The sequence below is a fragment of the Pseudomonas hormoni genome (assembly GCF_018502625.1).
Taxonomy (GTDB): Bacteria; Pseudomonadota; Gammaproteobacteria; order Pseudomonadales; family Pseudomonadaceae; genus Aquipseudomonas; species Aquipseudomonas hormoni.
Genome location: NZ_CP075566.1, coordinates 2699896 through 2717865 on the forward strand (window position 1 = coordinate 2699896; position 17970 = coordinate 2717865).

17 protein-coding genes are annotated in these 17970 nt (G+C 60.2%); 11 read left to right on the forward strand and 6 right to left on the reverse strand.

What is annotated here, in order from left to right; all coding sequences use genetic code 11:
- The first annotated feature begins 65 nt into the window (after positions 1-65).
- The 6 genes from KJF94_RS12515 (at position 66) to KJF94_RS12540 (ending at position 5774) form a co-directional block, all read left to right on the forward strand.
- On the forward strand, positions 66-1148 hold the full coding sequence (locus KJF94_RS12515; RefSeq protein ID WP_214383808.1) for a bifunctional transcriptional activator/DNA repair enzyme AdaA: 1083 nt from the start codon (positions 66-68) through the stop codon (positions 1146-1148).
- A 33-nt stretch (positions 1149-1181) separates the two neighbouring features.
- Positions 1182-1994 carry an isocitrate lyase/PEP mutase family protein gene (locus KJF94_RS12520; protein WP_214383810.1) on the forward strand — a complete coding sequence of 271 codons (813 nt, stop codon included), beginning with the start codon at positions 1182-1184 and terminating at the stop codon, positions 1992-1994.
- Complete coding sequence (locus tag KJF94_RS12525; protein WP_214383812.1) at positions 1991-2608, forward strand: DNA-3-methyladenine glycosylase family protein; 618 nt, start codon at positions 1991-1993, stop codon at positions 2606-2608. The genes KJF94_RS12520 and KJF94_RS12525 overlap by 4 nt, the downstream gene beginning before the upstream one ends.
- Positions 2609-2826: 218 nt before the next feature.
- A complete protein-coding gene (locus KJF94_RS12530) occupies positions 2827-4416 on the forward strand; it encodes a lactate dehydrogenase (protein ID WP_214383814.1) in 1590 nt (529 codons plus the stop codon).
- A gap of 264 nt (positions 4417-4680) precedes the next feature.
- A complete protein-coding gene (locus KJF94_RS12535; protein WP_214383816.1) occupies positions 4681-5286 on the forward strand; it encodes an SCO family protein in 606 nt (201 codons plus the stop codon).
- Positions 5286-5774 (forward strand): copper chaperone PCu(A)C, encoded by a 489-nt coding sequence (locus KJF94_RS12540; protein WP_214383818.1) that lies wholly within the window; start codon positions 5286-5288, stop codon positions 5772-5774. Before KJF94_RS12535 ends, KJF94_RS12540 begins: the two co-directional genes overlap by 1 nt.
- Positions 5775-5939: 165 nt before the next feature.
- On the opposite strand, the gene KJF94_RS12545 is transcribed toward KJF94_RS12540, so the two are convergent.
- The 3 genes from KJF94_RS12545 to KJF94_RS12555 form a co-directional block, all read right to left on the reverse strand.
- Positions 5940-7037, reverse strand: coding sequence for an extracellular solute-binding protein (locus KJF94_RS12545; RefSeq protein WP_214383820.1), 1098 nt, complete (start codon positions 7035-7037; stop codon positions 5940-5942).
- A gap of 2 nt (positions 7038-7039) precedes the next feature.
- The gene (aguA, locus tag KJF94_RS12550) at positions 7040-8149 is read right to left on the reverse strand and encodes an agmatine deiminase (RefSeq protein WP_214383822.1); all 1110 of its coding nucleotides are present in this window, start codon (positions 8147-8149) and stop codon (positions 7040-7042) included.
- Positions 8150-8248: 99 nt separating this feature from the next.
- The gene (locus KJF94_RS12555; RefSeq protein WP_214384854.1) at positions 8249-9133 is read right to left on the reverse strand and encodes a LysR substrate-binding domain-containing protein; all 885 of its coding nucleotides are present in this window, start codon (positions 9131-9133) and stop codon (positions 8249-8251) included.
- Positions 9134-9409: 276 nt separating this feature from the next.
- Between KJF94_RS12555 and KJF94_RS12560 the strand changes: the two genes are divergently transcribed.
- The 4 genes from KJF94_RS12560 (at position 9410) to KJF94_RS12575 (ending at position 13929) form a co-directional block, all read left to right on the forward strand.
- Positions 9410-9811, forward strand: a complete 402-nt coding sequence (locus KJF94_RS12560) for a PaaI family thioesterase (protein WP_214383824.1) — start codon at positions 9410-9412, stop codon at positions 9809-9811.
- A gap of 57 nt (positions 9812-9868) precedes the next feature.
- Complete coding sequence (locus KJF94_RS12565) at positions 9869-10357, forward strand: GFA family protein (RefSeq protein WP_214383826.1); 489 nt, start codon at positions 9869-9871, stop codon at positions 10355-10357.
- Between the two features lie 131 nt (positions 10358-10488).
- On the forward strand, positions 10489-12738 hold the full coding sequence (locus KJF94_RS12570) for a TonB-dependent siderophore receptor (RefSeq protein ID WP_214383828.1): 2250 nt from the start codon (positions 10489-10491) through the stop codon (positions 12736-12738).
- 402 nt (positions 12739-13140) lie between these two features.
- Positions 13141-13929 carry a MipA/OmpV family protein gene (locus KJF94_RS12575; protein ID WP_214383830.1) on the forward strand — a complete coding sequence of 263 codons (789 nt, stop codon included), beginning with the start codon at positions 13141-13143 and terminating at the stop codon, positions 13927-13929.
- Between the two features lie 113 nt (positions 13930-14042).
- On the opposite strand, the gene KJF94_RS12580 is transcribed toward KJF94_RS12575, so the two are convergent.
- From KJF94_RS12580 to KJF94_RS12590, 3 genes are all read right to left on the reverse strand, one after another.
- Positions 14043-15329 carry an ATP-binding protein gene (locus KJF94_RS12580; RefSeq protein ID WP_214383832.1) on the reverse strand — a complete coding sequence of 429 codons (1287 nt, stop codon included), beginning with the start codon at positions 15327-15329 and terminating at the stop codon, positions 14043-14045.
- Positions 15330-16037 (reverse strand): winged helix-turn-helix domain-containing protein, encoded by a 708-nt coding sequence (locus tag KJF94_RS12585; protein WP_214384855.1) that lies wholly within the window; start codon positions 16035-16037, stop codon positions 15330-15332. It abuts the gene before it with no gap.
- Between the two features lie 245 nt (positions 16038-16282).
- Positions 16283-16891: a MiaE family protein gene (locus KJF94_RS12590; RefSeq protein ID WP_214383834.1), complete on the reverse strand. Its 609-nt coding sequence runs from the start codon at positions 16889-16891 to the stop codon at positions 16283-16285.
- Positions 16892-17051: 160 nt separating this feature from the next.
- Here KJF94_RS12590 and KJF94_RS12595 point away from each other — a divergent pair, with 160 nt between their 5' ends.
- A complete protein-coding gene (locus KJF94_RS12595; protein WP_214383836.1) occupies positions 17052-17915 on the forward strand; it encodes a universal stress protein in 864 nt (287 codons plus the stop codon).
- Positions 17916-17970 lie beyond the last annotated feature (55 nt).

The window sequence follows — 17970 nt, forward strand, 5'->3', positions numbered from 1 at the left end:
AATGCCTGGAATTCCCTGTCGATTTTCCGGTGGAGGCGCCGGGCGGCGCGCCCTATGCTCAACCCATGAACCTACAAAACGCGATGCTTCCGCCCCATGCCGAGATGGTTCGCGCCATGCTCGAACGAGACACCACCTACGAGGGGGTGTTTTTTACTGCGGTCAAAACCACGGGCATCTTCTGCCGCCCCAGCTGCACGGCGCGCAAACCGAAACCGGAGAACGTCGAGTTCTTCGCCCATGCCGATGACTGCCTGTCCGCCGGCTATCGCGCCTGCCTGCGGTGCAAACCGCTGGACGCGGCCGCCATCGCGCCGGACTGGGTGCAGAAGCTGCTCCAGTCGGTGGACGCCGATCCCGAGCTGCGCTGGAGCGATGCCCAGTTGCTGGCCGAGGGCATCGAGCCACTGAAACTGCGGCGCTGGTTCAAGCAGCATTTCGGCATGACCTTCCACGCCTGGCTGCGCACCCGACGCCTCGGCATGGCGCTGGGCGGGATCAAGCAGGGCGATTCCATCGACAGCGCAGCGTTCGATTCCGGTTACGAATCCCTGAGCGGGTTTCGCGACGCCTTTCAAAAATCCTTTCACATCACCCCCGGTCGCGCCGCCAACAGTGAGCCTTTGCTGTTCACGCGCCTGACCACGCCGCTGGGACCGATGATCGCCATGGCCGAACGGCGCGGGCTGGTGCTGCTGGAGTTTCTCGACCGGCCGGCGCTGACCCGGGAAGTCGAAGCCCTGCAGAACCGTCATGGCTATGCCGTGGCGCCGGGGCACAACGCGCACCTTCAGCAAATCGAAACAGAGCTGGCCCAGTATTTCGCCGGCAAGCTGACCGAATTCAAGGTGCCGCTGCACTTGCCCGGCACCGAGTTCTCCCGGCAGGTCTGGGCCGAACTGGCGAAAATCCCCTACGGCCAGACCAGCACCTACGGCACCATCGCTGCGCTGTTGGGAAAACCCGGTGCCAGCCGCGCCGTGGGCCTGGCCAACGGGCACAACCGGATTTCGATTGTCTTGCCCTGCCACCGGGTGATCGGTGCGGACGGCTCATTGACGGGCTATGGTGGAGGGCAACCGCGCAAGGCGTTTCTGCTCAGGCTGGAAAACGCTGCGGTGCAGGTCACACGACAACTCGCATTCTGACGCTTGGCTGTTTTTCATAAGGAAGGACATTCGATGGACACGCTCGACCAGCAATTCCACAGGCTGCATCAGGACGGCCTGCTGATTCTCACCAACGTCGCCGATGCCGCCGGAGCGCGCATCGTCGAGCAACTGGGCTGCAAAGCCGTGGCCACCAGCAGTGCGGCCGTCGCCTGGGCTCATGGTTACGCGGACGGCAATGCCCTGCCCCTCGAGCGCCTGGTCTCGACCGTCGAGTCCATCGCCCGGGTGATTTCACTACCGTTGACCGTGGACATCGAGGCCGGCTATTCCGATGACCTGACGCGGGTTGCCGAAGTGATCGATGCGGTGATCGCCGCCGGTGCCGTCGGGATCAACATCGAAGACGGTGCGTCCCCGCCCGAGCTGCTCGCCCGCAAGATCGAAATCGCCCGTCAGGTGGCCGAGCGCCGCGAGGTGAAGCTGTTCATCAACGCCCGCACCGATGTGTACCTCAAGGGGCTGGTGCCGGCCGAAGACCGCGTCGCGGAAACGCTCAAACGCGCGGCGCTGTATCAGGCGGCCGGTGCTGACGGGCTGTTCGCCGCCGGCGTTTCGGCGGAGTACGAAATTGCTGCGCTGTGCCATGGCACCCCGCTGCCGGTAAATGTACTGGGGCTGCCGGGGCTACCGTCGCCTGAAGCGTTAAAAGCGCTGGGCGTTCGCCGTCTGAGCGCGGGTTCCGGTATCGCCGAGTTTCTTTACGGTGCGATGGCTGGCCTGGCCAAAAGTTTTCTGGAAACCGGCAAACTCGATAGCAACCACCTCAAGGCGTTCACCTACGGGGAAGTGAACGCACTGCTCAAACCTGCGGTGAACGCTTGACCGATCCTTACTTGCCCGCAACGGCGTTTCTCGCGTCCATTGATGACGACTGGGCGCGCCACATCGCAGCCGTCGGCCCCTGTCTGCACCAGCCGCATGCGGCGCGCGATCCGTATGAATCGCTGGTGCGTGCGATTGCCTATCAGCAACTGCACGCCAAAGCCGGAGATGCGATTGTCGGTCGGCTGCTGGCGTTGTTTCCTTCGACGGCGTTTCCGCGTCCTGAACAGATTCTGGCGAGCGGGTTTGATCAACTGCGCGGGTGCGGTTTTTCCGCGAGCAAGATCGCGACGATTCAGGGCATCGCTCAGGCAGCGCTGGATGGCGTGGTGCCGGATTATGCGACGGCGTTGGCGATGGACGATGAGGTGTTGATCGAGCGATTGATCACGTTGCGCGGGGTTGGGCGCTGGACGGTTGAGATGCTGCTGATCTACAGCCTGGAGCGACCGGATATTTTGCCGGCCGATGATTTCGGGGTGCGTGAGGGGTATCGGCGGTTGAAGGGGTTGGAGGTACAGCCGACGCGCAAGCAGATGGTGGAGATCGGGTTGGGGTGGAGTCCTTATCGGACGGTGGCTTCCTGGTATTTGTGGCGGGTTGCCAACAAGTAGACCGCGTTATCGTTCTTCGCGGGCAAGCCTCGCTCCTACAGGTTCGGCGTCAGCTATGCGATTGCGATCGACACAAACCTTGTAGGAGCGAGGCTTGCCCGCGAAGGGGCCAGCCCAGTCAACACACATCCAGAGCCACCGGCACTCGCACCTCAAGTTATGAAGCCCCCTGCCGACAAGCCCTGTAGGAAACTACTGGTACTCAGCATGGAGCAGCTATGACCGTCATTTCTTCTATCTCTTCCTTGCCGCCACTGGCGGTCGCCAGGATTGCTGCCACCCAGCCCGCCGCTGGCACTACCACCGAATCAACAGCTGCCCTGTCCTCCCCCGCATCGATTGTCACCTTGCATCAGGATAACAAGACCATCGATGCCCAGACTTACACCTCCCGGGGTGTCATTGCGGAGCCTGATGCTCCGCTTGCCTGGGAATACACGCAGCCTGACAAAGTGTCGTTTCGCATGGGTGGCAACTTCGCAAGCGCGTCAGCCAGCAGCCGGTTCCGGGGACTGGGTGAGACACTGCTTCTGCAACTGGCGCAATCCAACCAGAACATCTCCCAGTCGGTCATTCGCTCATCGACCGGGCGGGCGCTCGAGCCTGCAGCGTTGGCGGCAGCCCAGGCCAGGATTCACAGTGGCGTTGCAGACAACAGCATCAACCTGACCCTGAAAACAGCTAGCGGCAAAACCGTCGAGATCACCCTGTCCAGTCAGGATAACGCGTTGGCGGTGCAGGCTCAGGTCCAGGGTGGCGACCTCAGTGAAGAAGAACTTGCCGCGCTTGGCGCCATGGCTGAAGGATTTGAATCGACCATCCAGGGCCTCACCGCCGTTCCACCGCAACTCAAGCTGGATGCGCTGGCTCAGTTCGACACTGACGTGTTTTCCTCGGTCGACCTGACCACACGGTTCAAGCTCGACGATGACAGTACGCAGAGCTTTGAGCTGCATGCCGACGCAAACCAGCGCCAGGTGCGCATGAGCGGTGCGGCAGGCGATTTCGACATGTCCGTGGACCTGAAAAACGCCGCCATCCTCGGCGACAGCAATCAGAAAGCCAAGGCGCTCGCGAGCTACCTGCGTCAAATAGAAGCGGCGCGCGATCGAGGCGACGGCGACCAGAATCTGCTGTCGATGTTCGAGAGCGCATTCAAGACCGTGCACAGCAGCTATCCGCAAAGCCGCGCGGCAAGCGGGCCGCAGCCCCCCACCGCAATCAAGCTGACAGACACCGACCGCAGCGTTCTCACCGGCCTCGCCGATTTCAGCGCGACGGTCACCGAGAAGACCGTAGACGGCAATCCAGCGCGGCCTGGCGAATTCGACTCGTTCAAATATGGCTTATCGCAGTCCACGCAATCCAAAGGTCAGGATCAGTTAAATCGCAAGGTCGTCCAGAATCAGCAATCGCATCTGACAGCCCAATACCATAAGCCACTGTATGCCGGACAAACGCTGGAACTGACGGCTGACCCACAATCCCAGAACTATCAGTACTACCAGATCGACGATCAGGCCAGCAGCACGAGCAGCATCGGCTATGTCAAAGGTAAGTTGGTCGAAGCGTCCGTCACCCAATCGGCTAGCCAGTCCACGCGCATATCCAAGTATGTGATGGGGAATCTGGAGGAAGATAACGTGACACCGGTCTCGTCCTCGAAGACGCAAAATCTCCTCGGTCTTCTGCAACAGGCACTGCAAGAGGACAAGCTTGCGAAACCGGGACGAGGTACGTCATACGGCTTTGCCGCCATTCAAGACAAGGTGATGTTGGTTGGCAGCCCGATGGAGATTAAAGGCTGACCCGAAAACCGATGCCGGCTCGGGAATTCGCCGACGCTACGCAAACGACCCGATCGGCCAAGGCTTTGCTCCCCTTGGTCATGACTCTAGCCACCTTACTTAGGGTTGGTGGCTTTTTAGAATCAATGACTGCGTCAGTTTGTCGCAAGTTATGAGCAATCCTTTGACGCGTATAATCGCTCCCCTCCGCTAAACCGGCATGCATCATAGACGCCCTGTCCGAGGTTGATTTTCCGTTCGGGCTCATCAAAAGGTCTGTAGAACATGAGTGTTTCGTTGACCCGCCGCCAGGTGGTTGCAGGTATCGGCTTGTTCGGCCTTGGCCTCCTCGCTGGCTGCGACAATAGCGTCAGCCTGTCGTACAAGTACGGCAAGGACCTGAACGACAAGATCCTCGGACGGACATTCAAGCTGAAAGACTCTGAAGGCAACCTCACAACGCTCTCGAGCTTTCGTGGCTTGATGCCGATGATTTTCTTCGGTTTCACCCAGTGCCCGGCGGTATGCCCCACTACCCTGGCTCGCGCAGCGCAAATCAAGAAACTGATGGGAAAAGACGGGGATATTCTCCAGGTCGTCTTCATCACGCTGGACCCGGAACGGGACACGCCGGCGGTGTTGGATGCCTACGTCAAGACGTTTGATCCCTCATTTGTCGCGCTCCACGGGACACTCGAGGAAACGGCGGAAACGGCCAAGGAGTTCGGGGTGTTCTATGAAAAAATCCCGAGCGGCTCGACCTATACGCTCTCCCATACAGCGACCAGCTATGTGTATGACACAAGGGGCAGGTTGCGCGTCGGACTGTCCCAGTCCCTTTCTGCACAAGAGTGTACGGAAGACTTGAAAACCGTTATGGAGGTCTGCTGATGAATTCGAATGCCATTAAAACTGCCATCAATGTGCGCGTTCAAACGGCTGTCCTGGGGCTTTTTCTCCTGGGAACGGCGCTTCAGGTTTCAGCACAGACTCAAGTGGACGACGCCTGGGTACGCGCCACCGTTGCCGGGCAACAAGCAACCGGAGCGTTCATGACGGTCACCGCTAGCAGCGACAGCAAACTGCTAAGCGTGCAAACACCGGTCGCTAAAATTGTGCAGATTCACGAGTCGACCATGAAAAACGACGTGATGAGCATGCAACCCGTGGAGTTCGTTGCCTTGCCCGCAGGGAAAGCGGTCACTCTGGATCCTCATAGCTATCACGTGATGCTGATCGACCTGGTCGGCCAGGTCAAAGAAGGCGACAAAGTGCCGCTGACCCTGACTGTCGAAAACGCCAATGGCGAGAAGGAGTCGATCAAGGTTGAGGCAGAAGCGCGAGCGCTGAATACGCCGGATCACAGCAAAATGCATTGACGGTTTGGGAGTCACCCGGACATCGGTGGCGTTCAGTAGGACCGCGTTATCGTTCATCGCTAGCAGGCTAGCTCCCACAAGGGTCTCATGAACACTGGAGATCCACTGTGGGAGCTAGCCTGCTAGCGATGGCGTCAGCCCATTCAACACATCACCCAAAGCCTGTCACAACCCGGACTTCAGCCGACTGAACGCCCGTATCAACGCCCGGTTGAACGCCTTTCCATTGTCATTCTTGCTATACAACGAAGCCCTCACCTGCGCCGACGGATACGTGCCCGGATCATTACGAATCGCCGGGTCGATCAAGTCATCCGCCGCCGTGATCGCATTGGCGTAGTGAATGGTGTCGGTGATCGGTGCAATCACTTCCGGCGTCATCAGGTAATCCATCAACGCCAGCCCGGCTTCGGGATGCGGCGCATCCTTGGGAATGACCATGGCATCGAACCAGATCAGCGTGCCTTCCTTCGGTATCCTGTAAGTCAACGTGAACGGTTTTTTCGCGGCCTCTGCCTGGCCCGCCGCGATGGCCACGTTGCCGTTCCACGACATCGCCACGCAGGTGTTGCCGTTTGCCAGGTCGCTGATGTTCAGGTCATTGTCGAAATAGCGGATGTAAGGCCGGATCTTCGCCAATTGCTGCTCGGCCAGCTTCAGGTCATCGAGGTTCTGGCGGTTGATGTCCAGCCCCATGTACTTCATCACCGCGGCGAACACCTCGTTGGGGTCGTTGAGCAAACTCACCCCACAATCGGCGAATTTCGACACCACTGCCGGATCGAACAGCATCGCCCAGCTGTCGGTTGGGGCGTCTGGCAAGCGCTTTGTGATCGCCTCTTGCTGATAGCCCACGCCGGTCGTGCCCCAGGCGTAAATCCCGGCGTAACGATTGCCCGGATCGAACACCGCCATGTGCTGGCGGAACTCGTCACCGACGCCGGCAAAATGCGGCAACCGTTGCGGGTTCAACGTTTGAATGGCTCCGCTCTGGATCGCCCGGGACAAATGCTGCCCCGCCGTCAGCACCAGGTCATAGCCACTGCGGCCAGTGAGCAATTTGGTCTCGACGGTCTCCAGGGAATCGAAGTGATCGGCGACCACGTGAATGCCGGTTTTCTTCTCGAAATTGGTCAGGGTATCCGGGGCCAGGTACTCGCCCCAGATGTACAGGTTCACCACCGGTCTGGCGCTGTCGGCGGCCTGCACGCACAAGGGTGCAAGCACCAGCATTAACGCTTGAGTCAGTTTGTGCAGGCCCATGATCACACTCCTTTGCCCGCGTACTGCGGCATGGTGATGCACGCGACGTTACCGCCGCCGAGCAGGATTTCCCGGGAGTTTTCGATGCCGACTATTTTTTTCTGCGGGAACAACTCGGCCAGTGTCGCCAGCGCCACCTGATCATTACGATCACCAAACAGCGGCACCACGATCGAGGTGTTGCCAGCGTAGTAGTTGATGTAAGACGCGCAGATTTTGGTCCCGGCCTGACGGGTGTGGGTGCTGTCTTGCTGATCCAGGCCTTCGGCCTCTTCCGCCGTCCATTCCAGCACATCGGGTTGCGGCAGTTTGTGCACGATCAACTCGCGGCCACGGCTGTCACGGGTACTGCGCAGGATGTCGTAGGCTTCCTGATAGATTTCCCATTGCGGGTCATCGCGATTGTCGGTCCATTGCAACACCACTTCACCGGGACGCACGAAGCACGCGAGGTCGTCGACGTGACCGTCGGTTTCGTCGAACTTGCAACCGCGCGGCAGCCAGATGATTTGCTCGGCGCCGAGGTAGTCCGTCAGCCGACGGGTGACTTCTTCCTTGCCCAGGTGCTGGTTGCGATTGCGGTTGAGCAGGCATTGTTCGGTGGTGAGGATGCTGCCCTGGCCGTCGCTCTGGATGCCGCCGAGCTCGGCAATCAGCGGTGCGCGGTAGCGGTCGAAGCGTTCGATTTCGAGGATTTTGCTGGCGATCTGGTCGTCCTTGTCCCACGGGTAGTACAAGCCACCGTCGAGGCCGCCATAGGCGTTGAATTCGAAGTCGACGCCACGCACTTCGCCGCTGGCATCGTTGACCACAAAGCACGGGCCGCTGTCGCGGAACCAGGTGTCGTTGCAGGTCATTTCCACCACCCGTACTTGTGGCGGCAGCTGACGGCGCGCCGTGGCGAACTGCGCGGCGGAGGCGCACACGGTGACCGGTTCGCTGTGGGAAATCGCGGTGACGATCTGCACCCAGACTTTCTGCGCAGGCTTGGCGCCGTTGCGCCAGACATCGGTGCGCTCCGGCCAGCCGAGCCAGCAACCGGCCTTGGTTTCGAATTCGCCCGGCAGGCGGAAGCCGTCTTGTTTTGGGGTGGAGTCGAGCAAACGTGCCATGGTCAAACCTCATCAGCGGGATTGGAATGACCAAAGGCTACGGTCGCCGGCGCCCTCCTCGCCAACGATGATTATTTCGGAATACTTGAATTCAACTCATCAATCGATCAGCTGATCGTTGAACCATTCGAGCATCTGCGCCACGGCCGGACGTTCCAGGCGCACCCGTTCGCACACCAGTGCGTATTGGCCTAGCGCGGTCATGCTTGAAGTGAACGGCCGGACCAGACGACCGCTGAGCAGATCTTCCTGCGCCGTCAGGTTATCCCCCATCGCCACGCCCTGCCCCTGGGCTGCGGCTTCCAGTGCCAGGCCGGCGTGGGCGAAATACAACTGTCGCTCAGGGCGCTGATCGCCGGCATGACTGGTGAGCCATGCAGTCCAGGTCTTGCCGTCCTGATCGTCGTGCAGCAGGCAGTGGCGTGCCAGGTCTTTCGGGTTTTTCAAAGTGCCCTGGTTGAACAGGCCGGGGCTGCACACCGGGAAGAATTGCAGCGCCGGCAACGGCTTGACGAAGTACGCGCTGCTGTCCACCGGGCCGGTGCCGTAAGTGATCGCCAGGTCGATGTCTTCGCCCGGCGCGGTGGCGTCGATCGGTTGTTCGTAGAGGTGCAAGGTGATGTGCGGGTAGCGCGCGTAGAAATCCGTGAGGCGACGCATCAACCACTTTTGCGCCAACTCGGCCGTCACCGCCAGGCGCAACACCGCCAGCGACGACGGGTCGCGCAGTTCATCGCAGGCCTCGCCGATCAGTTCGAAGGCTTGCTGCAGGCTTTGCATCAGGCGCCCGGCGGCCATGGTTGGGCGGATTTGCCGGCCTTCGCGGATGAACAGCGACACGCCCAGTTGTTCTTCGAGTTGGCGGATCTGATGACTGACTGCGCTGTCGGTGACGCACAACTCTGCGGCGGCCCGACCGAAATGGGCGTGGCGGGCGGCGCATTCGAAGGTTTTGAGTGCTGCTAAGGAAGGCAGTCGTCGCATGAATTCAGCCCCGGTGATGAAGGCGACCATGCTGAACCGGCCATTGGCGGGCGTCCAGTAGGACCGCGTTATCGTTCATCGCGGGCAAGCCCGCTCCCACAGGGTCTTCTGTGAATACAAGTTTTGTATACGACAACAATCCCTGTGGGAGCCGGGCTTGCCCGCGATGAGGCCAGCACATTCACCACAAATCCAACAGCTCATCACCCTCCCTTATCCACCATGACATCCCCCGAAACCCGGCGCATGTTGATGCCTCTACCGGAGGGATTCGCCATGCTGGATGCACTCAAAAAGATCAACTCAACGTCCGCCTTCAACCGCTGGGCCGGTTTCGACGTCACTCGCGCCAAACCTGGCGAGGTGGAACTGACCATGGCTTTTCGCGAGGCAGACATGGCGCAATACGCAGGCTTCCTGCATGCCGGCCTGATCGGCGCGCTGCTCGATACCGCCTGCGGGTTTGCTGCCGGAACGGTCGCTGGCAATGTCCTGGCTTCGCATTTTTCGGTGAATTGCCTGGCACCCGCAGTCGGTGAAGTGTTCATTGCGCGCGGCCAGGTGGTGAAGGCCGGCAAGAAGCAAGTGTTTGCCCGTGCCGAACTGTTCGCACAAACCGGTGATCAGTTGAAGCTGGTGGCAACCGGCGATGCGATTCTGGTGCCGATCCAGCAGTGAACCACAGGTTTTCGGGGTGGTCATGGAAGTAACAGCCAATCATTTGGAGGTTCTGCCATGCAACTCGAAGGCTCCTGCCATTGCGGCGCCGTGTCGTTCAGCCTGACCAGCGCCCACCCCTACCCTTATCAACGTTGCTACTGCTCGATCTGCCGCAAGACCCAGGGCGGTGGCGGTTACTCGGTCAATATCGCCGGCGATGCCGCCAGTCTCAAGGTGCGCGGGCGCAAATCCATCGCGATCTACCACGCGCGGCTCAAGGATGACGGCGACAAACGCGCCCACCGCAGCACGGCTGAGCGGCACTTCTGCTCGGTGTGTGGCTCGGGGTTATGGCTGTTCAGCCCGGAATGGCCGGAGCTGATTCACCCCTTCGCTTCAGCCATCGACACGGCGCTGCCCGTACCTCCCGAGTACACGCATGTGATGCTCGGCTCGAAAGCGCCGTGGGTGGAGGTTCCACCGCATGCCGGTGATCGGCAGTGCGAGATCTGGCCCGAAGAATCCATCGCGCAGTGGCATGAGCGCCTGGGTCTGGCCCGCTGAATCAAGCAAAAACACGGATCTCGAATTTTTTTGCACTCTTTTTTTCGCGAACAGTTCCCTTTTGCGTTTTTCATTCGGTTAACCCTCAGAAGCCTTTCACTTACCGAACGATTCGATACAAAGGGATCTCCATGTCGTACCCACTCGCCGCCCGTTTTCGTTTTGCCCTGCGCCCCTTGGCACTGGCCCTCCCCGCCGCGCTGCTGAGCCTTTCCTACAACGCCCATGCCGCCGAAACGGTTGAAAGCAAATCGGCTCCCAAAGACGACGGCGCGCTGCAACTGGGTGCGACGAGTATTTCTGCCGTCGGCTTGGGCGAGATCACCGAGGACACCCATTCCTACACCACGGGCTCAACGTCCTCGGCCACCGGCCTAGCCTTGTCACCCCGTGAAACGCCGCAATCGGTCACCGTGGTGACCCGTCAGCAAATGGACGATCGCGGTGTGCAGAGCGTCAGCGACGCGTTGCGCAATACCCCCGGCGTCTCGACGCAAAAGTACGACAGTGACCGTACCGAGTTTTCCGCCCGTGGTTTTGCCATCACCAACTTCCAGTACGACGGGGTCAACCAACCGTATGACGGTGTCTACGGTGAGAACCCGAACAACAGCGATGACGCGGCCAGCCTCGACCGCATCGAAGTCGTCAAGGGCTCGACCGGCCTGATGACGGGTTCGGGCGACCCGTCCGCCACCGTCAACCTGATTCGCAAGAAGCCGACCAAGGAATTCAAGGCCTCGATCAGCGGCACCGTCGGCTCGTGGGACAGCTATCGCACCACCGGCGATATTTCCGGATCGCTGAACGATACCGGCAGCGTGCGCGGCCGCTTCGTCGGTTCGTACCAGGACAAGAATTCCTACATCGATCACTACAGCCAGAAGAAAGACCTGTTTTACGGCATCCTCGAAGCCGATCTGACGGACGACACCTTGCTGACCTTCGGCATCGACAAGTCCAGTGCCACACCACGCGGCACCTCCTGGACCGGCAACACGGTGTACTTCGCCGACGGCGGCCGCACCGACTTCTCGCGCAGCTTCAACCCGGGCGCCGACTGGAGCCGCCGTGATTTCGACACCGTCACCTACTTCACGTCGCTGGAACAGGCGCTGGCCAATGACTGGAAACTCAAGGTCAATCTCAACCAGAAAACCACCGATCACGATACGCGCCTGGCCTCGGCCAGCGGCGGCTTCCCGGACCGCGCCACCGGTGAAGGCATGTCCCTTTACTGGGGGCGCTGGGAAGGTCATCGCGTGCAGAATACCGCTGACGTGAACGTTTCCGGACCGTTTACCCTCGGCGGTCGCGAGCACGAACTGGTGGCCGGTTTCATGACGTCTCATGCCCGCCAGACCGGCGCGACATTCGACAGCGTTATCCCCGGCGCCGGAGGTGTGCCGGGCAGCATCTATGACTGGAAAGGCAATCTGCCGGAACAGGATTTCCCGAAAAACGGCAAGTACGAGCGCACCACCAGCCAGAACGGTGCCTACCTGGCCACGCGCCTGCGCCCAACCGACGATCTGTCGATCATCCTCGGCAGCCGCGTGAGCACCTTCAAGTACAACGAGGATTACAGCTACTACCCGGGCGCCGGCCAGACCGACACCCAAACCAGCTACAAGGAACACGGCGTCGTCACCCCTTACGCCGGTGTGATCTATGACCTGGACGACACGTATTCGGTCTACGCCAGCTACACCAACATTTACCAGCCGCAGACCTACAAGGACGCCGCCGGTTCGACCCTGAAGCCGGTTGAAGGCAACAGCTACGAGACCGGCCTGAAAGCGGCGTACCTCGAAGGCAAACTGAACGCCAGCCTGGCCTTCTTCCGCATCGAGCAGGAGAACGTCGCCCAATACGTCACCACCGACAGCACCGGGCAGGACCTGTATAAAGCCATCCCCGGCGCCACCACCAAAGGCGTGGAGCTGGAACTGGCGGGCGAATTGTCCGATGGCTGGAACCTGTCGGCCGGCTACACCTATGCCCGTACTCGCGACAAGGATGAGCAACGGATCTACGGTTTCCCGCTGGCCACCACCAAACCTGAACACGTCGTGCGTACGTTCACCACCTACCGCCTGCCTGGCGCACTGGACAAGGTCACCGTCGGTGGCGGCGTCAGCTGGCAGAGCGCTTTCTACGGTCAGAGCTTCAGCCCTACCGAAGGCAGCACGTCGCTCAAACAAGGCGGCTACACCCTCGTGGACCTGATGACCCGTTATCAGTACAACGAACACCTGAGCTTCACCGCCAATGCCAACAACGTCTTCGACAAGAAATACCTGACGGGGTTGGGTAACTTCGGCACCACGTTCTACGGCGAGCCGCGCAACCTGATGCTGACCACCAAGTGGGATTTCTAAGCTGATGTGACATTGACCTGTGGCTAGACACTGACCTTGTGGTGTGACACTGACCTTGTGGTGTGACACTGACCTTGTGGTGTGACACTGACCTTGTGGTGTGACACTGACCTTGTGGTGTGACACTGACCTTGTGGTGTGACACTGACCTTGTGGTGTGACACTGACCTTGTGGCGAGGGAGCTTGCTCCCGCTGGACTGCGCAGCAGTCCCTTTTTTGGGGCCGCTTCGCGACCCAGCGGGAGCAAGCTCCCTCGCCACAACAGGCTCCCTAGCCACAGATTGCTCGCCGTTCGGTCAGCCCCATTCACAGTCTTTGACAGTTTCCCGACAAAGCTGTCAAAGATTGCCGCGCGACACCCTCCTAGCATAGGCGCATCCAAACTACCCCAAGGGTGCTCCATGCTACGTTCGCTGTCTCTGTCACTAACTTCATTCTGTCTGTTCCTTCCCTCCAACTCCGTGCATGCCGAAGACTGGCGCTACAGCCTGCGGGCCGGCGCCGCCAGTGTGCCGCGTTACAGCGGCAGCGATGAACGCGTTATGGCGCCGTTGCTGGGCGGGGAAATCGTCAGCCCTTATGGTTTCTTTCTGGACACTCAAAAGGGTCTTGGCTGGGCGTATGACGAGGACGGCTTCGGCCTCAGCGTGTACGTCGGCGCCAGTGATGTGCGCAAGGATCGCAAGACCGGGTTCAAAGGTTCCGATGAGCTGGACGGCATGGGTTCGATCAAGTCTCGCCCGGCGATCGGGCTGGACGGGACCTATCACATGGGGCCGATCATTCTCGGGGCGAGCTTTGAACACGCGCTGGAAAAGGATGATGACGATGACGATACGGGTTCAGCCTGGAATCGCTTGAAACTGAGCATCAGCGCGCCGTTCTACGAGGGTGACCATGGCAAGGTCGTGGGCAGCCTCAACAGCCAGTTTGGCGACGGCGATTACATGCGCACCTGGTATGGCGTCAGTACGGGTCAGGCGTCGCGCAGCAAGTTCAAGGCGTATGACACCCAGGGTGGACTGGTGAGTCGCGGAGCGGATCTGACGTGGTCATTGCCGATCAATGATCAATGGAGTGTGTCAACGGTGCTGGCGGTGCAGTATCTGGCTAAAGAGGCGGCAGACAGTCCGATTGTGGAGCGGCGGATGCAGACTTCGTTGGCTGGGCAGGTGGTGTACAGCTTTTGATTTGAGGTGTTGCCGATGGCCTCTTCGCGGGCAAGCCTCGCTCCTACAGAGTTACGCGGTTACCTGTAGGAGCGAGGCTTGCCCGCGAAGGGGCCCGCAAGAGCAACACACAATTAATCCTGATGCGCCCACGTCATACGAAACGACGCCCCACCCCACGGCGAATCCGCCACTTCCACTTGCCCGCCATGGGACTGCGACACACGCCGGACCAGCGCCAGGCCCAAACCGAAACCACCTGTGCGCCGATCACGGCTGGCGTCCAGACGCGAAAACGGCTCGAAGATCTTCTCCCGCCCGGCCACCGGCACACCCGGCCCATCGTCGTTGACCTGCACTTCGTAGTGATCACCGGTGCGCACCAGCGACACTTCCACCCGCTCCTCGGCATAACGAATGGCATTGCGCAGCAGGTTGATCACCGCCCGCGCCATGAAGCGCGGTTCGATGCGCACCTCATCGACCCGGCATTCGACAATCAGCAGCTGCACCCCGGCCGCCTCGGCCTCCAGCGCCACACTGCCGACCACGCTGTCGAGCCAACTGTTGGCCTGAATATTCTCCCGGGTGATCACCGTGGCGCCGCGTTCAAGGCTGGCGTAGGTCAGCAGCTCCGACACCATTTCCTCCAGCTCACCGAGGTCGGCGTACATGTCGGCAATCAGCTCGCGGTTCTGGGTCGGATCGGGTTGTTGCTTGAGCTGGTCAAGCTCGAACGACAGCCGCGCAATCGGCGTGCGCAATTCATGGGACACCGCGTTGGTCAGCTCGCGCTGATTGGCGATCAGGCCTTCGATACGCGCCGCCATCAGGTTGAAGTGTTCAGACAGGTCGCGGATGTTCGAGCGTTTCGACAACTGAATGCGTGACGACAAATCGTTATCGCCGAAACGCTCGGCGGCCAGGCGCAGTTTTTCCAGATCTCGCCAGTGTGGACGCACCCAGAAAATCAACACCAGACCGATCATCACCGCAATCATAAAATAGGCCGTAGCAATGTAGAACGGCATCAGACTCGGCTCGGCCGGGAGCTTGATGCTGAGCAGCTGCGAACCGTCGTCAATGCGCGAGATGAATTGCGTGTACTTGTCACGAAGCACCAGCTGGCCTTGGGCCAACTCGGCTTTCTCCTGATCGGTCAGGGCCAGTTGATCGGTTTCGACCAGGGTCAGGCGCAAGCCGTAGTGAGGGCGCACGGTTTCCAGTTGTCGCTCTCGGGCCGAACCGTCCAGGCCGCGCAACTGCTCCACCAGCGACCAGGCCTGGCCACGCACCGCCTCGCGGTTGTAGCTCTGCATCTGACCATCGAGCAGCGCATCGAACGTGCGCTCGACGGTTTGCAGCCCCAGGACCAGGCCAACCGTCATTACCAGAAACAGCCCGAGAAATAACCGCAGCATTTACAGCTCCCACGCGAACGGATTGAACAGGTAACCCTTGCCCCAGATGGTTTTGATGCACACTGGTTCGCGGGGGTTGTCCTTGAGCTTGCCGCGCAACTTGCTGATGTAGACGTCGACGCTGCGGTTCAGCCCATCGAAAGCGATGCCGCGCATGCGGTTGAGAATGTCATCGCGGGACAGAATCTTGCCGGCGGCGCTGGCCAGCAGCCACAGCAGTTCGAACTCCATGGTGGTCAACTCGATGCCCTCACCCGCCAGCCGCACCTCTCGGCAGCTGCGGTCGATGCTCAGATGGCCGAACTCCAGCGCGCTGCACACGCTGCTGTCCGGCGTTTGCCGGCGTTGCAACGCGCGCAGGCGGGCCAGCAACACCGGTGGCTTTATCGGCTTGATGACGTAGTCGTCAGCGCCGGATTCCAGGCCGAGGATGTGATCGAGGTCATCTTCCTTGGCGGTGAGGATGACGATCGGCGTGTCGGACACGCTGCGAATTTCGCGGCACACGTGCAGGCCGCTCTGGCCCGGCAGCATCAGATCGAGTACAACGATTTTCGGTTTGAAGTCGAGGAAAGCCGCCAACGCGAGGTCGCCGCGCTGCACCTGTAAAACCTCAAAGCCATGTTGGGACAGGAAATACGCGATCAGCCCGGAGAGCTTCTCGTCGTCTTCCACCAGCAATACTTTGCCAAAACCCAGGTTATCCATAACGAACGCTTGCCGACCCTTGAATGAAGTGGGCGGCATTATGGCGTCAATCAGTGACGGGGCGGAGATGAGGGGCAGCAAAAACCGGCCTTCTGAGCCGGTTTTCAGTGATCTTTCATACTCTTAAGAGTTTTTAACAATTCAGGCGCAAAAGATCGCAACGTACGGTGGCATTTGTAGGAGCACGGCTTGGCGGCGAAGGCGATCTCGGGGACGCCTTCGCCGGCAAGCCGTGCTCCTACGGGTTATGCGGCGGCAGGGATGCCGCTGTGGAAGCGGAACTCCACGTCCGGCGACTCGATCAGCTCCTGTTCGGCAGCACGAACCCGGTCAATCACCTGAGCGATGTCCTTGGCGTCACCGTACTGGTAGGCCAGTTTCAAATAACCCTGAAAATGCCGGGCCTCGCTTTTCAGCAAACCGAAGTAAAACTTGCCCAGCTCCTCGTCCAGATGCGGCACCAGCGCCTCGAAACGCTCGCAACTGCGGGCTTCAATGAACGCACCCACCACCAAGGTATCCACCAGTTTGACCGGTTCGTGACTGCGCACCACTTTGCGCAGGCCCGAGGCGTAACGCCCGGCGGACAACTGACGCAGCTCGATCTTGCGCTTTTTCATCAGGCGCATGACCTGTTCGTGGTGCACCAGCTCTTCCCGGGCCAGACGCGACATAAGGTTGATCAGGTCGACGTGGGAGTGGTATTTGGCGATCAGGCTCAATGCCGTGCTGGCGGCCTTGAATTCGCAGTTCTTGTGGTCGATCAGCAAGGTTTCCTGATCGGCCAACGCGGCCCGGACCCAGCCGTCGGGGGTGCGGCAGCCAAGGAACTCGTGAATTTCGGGAAGGATCATGGGGCTCACGGATAAAGGGTTCAAAACGAAGGGCGCCGATTATACCGGCCCGCCGCCAGACCACCAGCCACGACCGTTGATATGCATCAACTCCCCGGTTGCCGAGCAGCAACTATAGTTGTGCAACGCCACGCTTTTTTACCCTATGGAGATCCCGATCATGCAAGCCATTCGCAGCATTCTGGTGGTCATCGAACCCGAACACTCGGAAAGCCTGGCGCTCAAACGGGCCAAATTGATTGCCGGCGTGACCCAGGCGCATCTGCATCTGCTGGTCTGTGACCGCAAGCATGATCACAGCGGCATGCTCGGCGTGCTCAAGGCGGCGCTGCTTGAGGACGGCTACAGCGTCACCACCGAGCAGGCGTGGAACGAAAGCCTGCACGAAACCATCGTCGATGTGCAGCAGGCGGAAGGTTGCGGGCTGGTAGTCAAGCAGCATTACCCCGACAGTTCGTTGAAAAAAGCCCTGCTGACCCCGGCGGACTGGAAACTGCTGCGCTCTTGTCCGACGCCGGTGCTGCTGGTCAAAACGTCTAAGCCCTGGACGGGCGGCGTGATTCTGGCAGCGATCGACGTGGGTAATACCGACGTTGAACACCGCCACCTGCACAACACCATCGTCGATCACGGCTATGACATCGCCAGCCTGGCCAAGGCGCATCTGCATGTGGTCAGCGCCCATCCGTCACCGATGCTGTCGGCGGCCGACCCGACGTTGCAGCTCAGTGAAACGATCGAGGCGCGCTATCGCGAGCAGTGCAAGGCCTTTCAGGCCGAGTTCGACATTGATGATGACCACCTGCATATCGCTGAAGGTCCGGCGGATGTGTTGATTCCGTACATGGTGCACAAGCTGGGTGCAGCGGTGACGGTGATTGGCACGGTGGCGCGTTCCGGGTTATCCGGGGCGTTGATCGGGAATACGGCGGAAGTGGTGCTGGATGCGGTGGAGAGTGATGTGCTGGTGCTGAAGCCGATGGAGATCATGGATCATCTGGAGGAGATCGTTTCCCATCATTGAGATTTGCCGAGCATTTGTGGAGAGGGAGCTTGCTCCCGCCGGGTTGCGAAGCGAC